Origin of the sequence: Polaromonas sp. (assembly GCF_031411155.1) — a bacterium.
In the GTDB taxonomy this organism is placed as follows: domain Bacteria; phylum Pseudomonadota; class Gammaproteobacteria; order Burkholderiales; family Burkholderiaceae_C; genus Polaromonas.
The window spans coordinates 1-5,296 of the sequence record NZ_JANOAL010000181.1; the positions used below are offsets into that span (position 1 = coordinate 1).

Consider the following 5,296-nt stretch of genomic DNA (forward strand, 5'->3'; position numbering starts at 1 on the left):
TCTGGCATAGGCAGCCTGTTCTAGCCCCATGAAAGCGCGCCCCAAACCGGCTCCGGACCACTCGCGCTGGACCGCCCGCCTCAAAGCCTCGGTGCCGACCCGCGAGGTGCTGATGGCCAACCCCTGGCTCAAACCGGTGGCTCACCGGCTGCTCGACCCACATCTCTGGAGCCTGCAGCACGAGGCCGTGGCGCGCGGCGTGGCGATTGGCATCTTCTGGGCGTTTGCCATTCCGTTTGGACAAATTGTGGTGGCGGCGGCACACAGCGTCTGGTGGCGCGCCAATATTCCGGTGGCCGCCGGCGTCACGCTGATCACCAATCCCTTCACCATCGGTTTCTGGCTCTGGCTGGCCTACCAGCTGGGCAGCTTTCTGCTCGATGCACCGCCGCATGCGCCCATGCCCGAGGGCGCCGACATGCTGGCCTGGCTGGCGTCTTTTGGCGCGCCCGCCATACTGGGCATGGCCCTCTTTGCGGTCGTCGGCTCGGCCACCGGCTACCTGTGCGTCAAACTGGCCTGGCGCCTGCGCATCTGGTTTAAACGCCGCCACCGGTAGAAAATCCCCACTGCTGCCTCTTGTCCTTGTCGTCCTGCCAGTGCACTACCTGTCGAACCATGACCCCAACACCCCCACCCGCCCTGCCCGACACGCCGTGCTACCTCAACGGCGAATTCACCGCCCTGAAAGACGCCAAGATCAGCGTGCTCGATCGCGGCTTTATCTTTGGCGATGGCGTGTATGAGGTACTGCCCGCCTATGCCGGCAGGCTGTTTCGCTTTGACCAGCACATGGCGCGCCTTGGCCGCAGCCTGGCCGAGTTGCGCATTCCCAACCCGCTGACGCACGATCAATGGCATCAGATTGCTATTGAATTAATAGCTGCATACGCACGTTCTACCGGGGCTGAGATCCAAAATGGCAATCAAATCATCTACATCCAGGTCAGCCGCGGCGTGGCCCCGCGCGACCACGCCATGCTGCCGGGCTTGAGCCCAACCGTCTTCATCATGGTCAACCCCATGAAGCTGCCCAGCGCGCAGCAGCGCAGCGAGGGCGTGGCCTGCGTCAGCGCCGACGACTTCCGCTGGGAAAAGGCCCACATCAAGAGCACCAGCCTGCTGGGCGCGGTGTTCTCGCGCCAGATCAGCGTGGACGCCGGCGCGCTGGAAACCATCATGTTTCGCGGCGATAACCTGAGCGAAGCCGCCGCCAGCAATGTCTGGGTCATCAAAAACGGCACCGTGCTGGGCCCGCCCAAGGACCAGCTGGTGCTCGAAGGCATACGCTACGGCCTGATTGAAGAAATGTGCCGCGCCGCCGGCATCGCCTTCGAGTTGCGCCGCATCAGCCGCGCCGAGGTGCTGGCCGCCGACGAGCTGCTGTTGTCATCGGCCACCAAGGAAGTGCTGCCGGTCACCCTGCTGGACGGCCAGCCGGTGGGCCACGCCAGCCACCGCGGCCAACCCGGCCCGATTTACGAAAAGCTGTATGCCGCCTACCAGCAGGCCAAACTGGAGCCATCGCCATGAACCCAACCCCCGAGACACCCGAACCCCCAAAAACCCCCGAGGCCACTGCGCGCCAGGAGTCCCTGATCGAGTACCCGTCGCAGTTCCCGATCAAGGTCATGGGTCTCAAGGTCGACGGCCTGGTCGCCGCCATCACCCATGTCGCCCACCAGTTCGACCCGGCGTTTGACGCCAGCACCATAGAGCTGCGCGAAAGCAAGGGCGGCAAGTATCTGGGCGTCACCATCACCGTCACCGCCACCTCCAGAGAGCAGCTCGACGAGCTGTACCGCACCTTGAGCACGCACCCGATGGTGAAGGTGGTGCTCTGAGCATGCAGCTGCGGGTCAAGGGCCGGGTCGACTACCTGCCCACCTACCAGGCCATGCAGGCTTTCACCGAGGCCCGCAGCCGCGCTATTTCCGGTCAAATCGGGCTCCATCCCAGACAGGACGTGCCTGATCAGCTATGGATTTGTGAGCACCTGCCGGTCTATACGCAGGGCCTGGCGGGCAAAATCGAGCATGTGCTGAACCCCGGCGACATCCCGGTGGTGCAGACCAACCGCGGTGGCCAGGTCACCTACCACGGCCCGGGCCAGGTGGTGGCCTATCCGCTGGTGGATCTGAAGCGCGCCGGCTATTTCGTCAAGGAATATGTCTACCGCATCGAGGAGGCCGTCATCAAGACGCTGGCGCATTTTGGCGTGACCGGACACCGCGTGGCGGGTGCGCCCGGCATTTACGTGCGGCTGGATGATCCGTTTTCGCATGCCGCACTGACCGGCCCGGCCAGCCCCGGGGAGCCGTTCCGGGGGCTCGGCAAGATTGCCGCCTTGGGCATCAAGGTCAGCCGCCACTGCACTTACCACGGCGTGGCGCTCAATGTGGCGATGGACCTGGAACCCTTTGAACGCATCAACCCTTGCGGCTACGCCGGGCTGAAAACCACAGACCTTTCTACAATCGGGGTATCGGCAAGCTGGCAGGAGGCGGCGGATGTGCTGGGCCAAAAGCTCGTCACCTACCTGACACCGTAACCCGCCCCCCAAAAAAGACACCCCCATGAGCACACCCGAAGCCACCCACCCCGTTGTCCGCGAAGCCCAGACCCAGCAAGATTACAACCCGCTGGCCAAGCAGAAGGCCGCGGCCAAGCTGTCGCGCATTCCGGTCAAGGTCGAGCAGGCACCGCTGCTGAAAAAACCGGACTGGATTCGCGTCAAGGCCGGTAGCCCGAGCACGCGCTTTTACGAGATCAAGCAGATCCTGCGCGAGAACAAGCTCAACACCGTCTGCGAGGAAGCCAGCTGCCCGAACATTGGCGAATGCTTTGGCAAGGGCACGGCGACCTTCATGATCATGGGCGACAAGTGCACGCGGCGCTGCCCGTTCTGCGATGTCGGCCATGGCCGGCCCGATCCGCTCGACGTGAACGAGCCTTTGAACCTGGCCAAAACCATTGCCGCGCTCAAACTCAAGTACGTGGTGATCACCAGCGTCGACCGCGACGACCTGCGCGACGGCGGCAGCGGCCATTTTGTGGCGTGCATCGAGAAGATTCGCGAACTGTCCCCCGCCACCACGATTGAAATCCTGGTGCCCGACTTCCGCGGCCGCGATGACCGCGCGCTCGAAATTCTGAAGGCCGCGCCACCCGATGTGATGAACCACAACCTGGAAACCACGGCGCGCCTGTACAAGGAAGCGCGCCCCGGCAGTGATTACCAGTTCAGCTTGAACCTGCTGAAAAAGTTCAAGGCGCTGCACCCCGACGTGCCGACCAAGAGCGGCATCATGGTCGGACTGGGCGAAACCGACGAGGAGATTTTGCAGGTGATGCGCGACATGCGCGCGCACGACATCAACATGCTGACGATAGGCCAGTACCTCGCGCCGTCGACCAGCCACCTGCCGGTGCGCCGCTATGTGCACCCCGACACCTTCAAGATGTTCGAGGCAGAAGCCTACAAAATGGGCTTTAGCCATGCCGCCGTCGGCGCCATGGTGCGCAGCAGCTACCACGCCGATGAGCAGGCCCATGCCGCCGCCGAGGCCACCGCGGCCGCCGCCAACCTGGCCGCCACCCTTTAAATCAGGATCCAGACCATGTACACCGCCGCCCCCCCGCGTTACGACAGCATGCTTTACCGCCGCGTGGGCAGCAGCGGGCTGACGCTGCCCGCCGTGTCGCTGGGCCTGTGGCACAACTTCGGCGACGCCACGCCAATGCAGCAGCAGCGCGACATGCTGCGCGCCGCCTTCGATCTGGGCATCACCCATTTCGACCTGGCCAACAACTACGGCCCGCCCGGCGGCAGCGCCGAAACCAATTTTGGCGAACACCTGCGCCGCGACTTCAGGCCTTACCGCGACGAGTTGATCATCTCCAGCAAGGCCGGCTACGACATGTGGCCCGGTCCCTATGGCCAGGGCGGGGGTTCGCGCAAATACGTGCTGGCCAGCCTGGACCAGAGCCTGAAACGCATGGGGCTGGACTACGTCGATATTTTTTATTCGCACCGCTTCGACCCCGACACCCCGCTGGAAGAAACCATGGGCGCGCTGGCCACCGCGGTGCGGCAGGGCAAGGCGCTGTACGTCGGCCTCTCCAGCTATTCCGCCGCCAAGACCCGCGAGGCCGCGGCGCTGCTGCGCGAGATGAAGGTGCCGGCGCTGATTCACCAGCCGTCCTACAGCCTGCTGAACCGCTGGATCGAGCAAGACCTGCTTGATGCGCTGGGCGACACCGGCATGGGCTGCATTGCCTTCAGCGCGCTGGCGCAGGGCCTGCTGACCGACAAATACCTCAACGGCATGCCGGCTGACGCGCGCATCAACCGCCCCGGCGGCGGCTCGCTGAAGGCCGAACACCTGAGCGAGGCCAACCTGAGCCATGTGCGCGCCCTCAATGATCTGGCGCAGGCGCGCGGCCAGAGCCTGGCGCAGATGGCGATCGCCTGGGTGCTGCGCGATGCGCGCGTCAGCTCGGCCCTGATAGGCGCCAGCCGCCCGGCGCAACTCGTCGAGCTGGCCGGCGCGCTCAGGCATTTGAGCTTCACGGCGCAGGAGCTGGCCGCGATTGACCAGCACGCCGTCGACGGCGGCATCAATTTGTGGAAGCGCCCTTCCACCGACCAGCGGCTGGCCTGACCGGCCATGCGCGCCAATTTCTACGCGCTGGGCGCGATTGCCCTCTGGGCCGCGCTGGCCTCGCTCGGCGTGTCGCTCCGCCATGTGCCGCCCTTTCTGCTCACCGGTCTGGCCCTGGTCATCGGCAGTGTGCTGGCCCTGCCGGCCGTGCTGAAAGACCGGCGCCAGTGGCAGGTAGCGCCCGGCACGCTGGGGCTGGGGGTGTTCACCCTGTTCGGCTTTCACTTCCTGCTGTTCATCGGCCTGCGCCTGGCCCCGGCGGTCGAGGTGAATCTGGTCAACTACCTGTGGCCGCTGCTGCTGGTGGTGCTGGCGCCGCTGTACCTGCCGGGCGTCAAATTGCGCGGCGTGCATCTGGCCGCCGCGCTGGTCGGCTTTGCCGGTGCGGCGCTGGCGATTCTGGGCGGGCGTGACGCGGCCGCCGCCACGCCGGCCGGCCCGGCCGGCGGCGGCGCAGCGCTGGGTTACCTGCTGGCGCTGGGCTCGGCGCTGATCTGGGCCAACTATTCGCTGCAAACCAAGCGCGCGGTGCTGACCGGCAAACGAATCCCCACCGCCGCGATCGGCCTGTTTGGCCTGGTGTCTGGCCTGCTGTCGCTGCTGTGCCACTGGGCGCTGGAGCGGCCGGTGGC

At 65.4% G+C, this 5,296-nt stretch carries 7 protein-coding genes; all 7 read left to right on the forward strand.

Going from position 1 to position 5,296, the window contains the following annotated elements; translation table 11 throughout:
• Positions 1 to 28 precede the first annotated feature (28 nt).
• The gene (locus RMO23_RS11560) at positions 29 to 559 is read left to right on the forward strand and encodes a DUF2062 domain-containing protein (RefSeq protein ID WP_309681599.1); all 531 of its coding nucleotides are present in this window, start codon (positions 29 to 31) and stop codon (positions 557 to 559) included.
• A gap of 59 nt (positions 560 to 618) precedes the next feature.
• The gene (locus tag RMO23_RS11565) at positions 619 to 1,533 is read left to right on the forward strand and encodes a D-amino acid aminotransferase (RefSeq protein WP_309681601.1); all 915 of its coding nucleotides are present in this window, start codon (positions 619 to 621) and stop codon (positions 1,531 to 1,533) included.
• Positions 1,530 to 1,844: a DUF493 family protein gene (locus RMO23_RS11570; RefSeq protein ID WP_309681603.1), complete on the forward strand. Its 315-nt coding sequence runs from the start codon at positions 1,530 to 1,532 to the stop codon at positions 1,842 to 1,844. The genes RMO23_RS11565 and RMO23_RS11570 overlap by 4 nt, the downstream gene beginning before the upstream one ends.
• Before the next feature lie 2 nt (positions 1,845 to 1,846).
• Complete coding sequence (gene lipB, locus RMO23_RS11575; protein ID WP_309681605.1) at positions 1,847 to 2,551, forward strand: lipoyl(octanoyl) transferase LipB; 705 nt, start codon at positions 1,847 to 1,849, stop codon at positions 2,549 to 2,551.
• Between the two features lie 25 nt (positions 2,552 to 2,576).
• Positions 2,577 to 3,605, forward strand: a complete 1,029-nt coding sequence (lipA, locus tag RMO23_RS11580; RefSeq protein WP_309681607.1) for a lipoyl synthase — start codon at positions 2,577 to 2,579, stop codon at positions 3,603 to 3,605.
• Between the two features lie 15 nt (positions 3,606 to 3,620).
• Positions 3,621 to 4,664 carry an L-glyceraldehyde 3-phosphate reductase gene (mgrA, locus tag RMO23_RS11585; RefSeq protein WP_309681609.1) on the forward strand — a complete coding sequence of 348 codons (1,044 nt, stop codon included), beginning with the start codon at positions 3,621 to 3,623 and terminating at the stop codon, positions 4,662 to 4,664.
• Positions 4,665 to 4,670: 6 nt separating this feature from the next.
• Positions 4,671 to 5,296: EamA family transporter (locus RMO23_RS11590; RefSeq protein ID WP_309681611.1), on the forward strand; the 626-nt coding region annotated here is incomplete at its 3' end.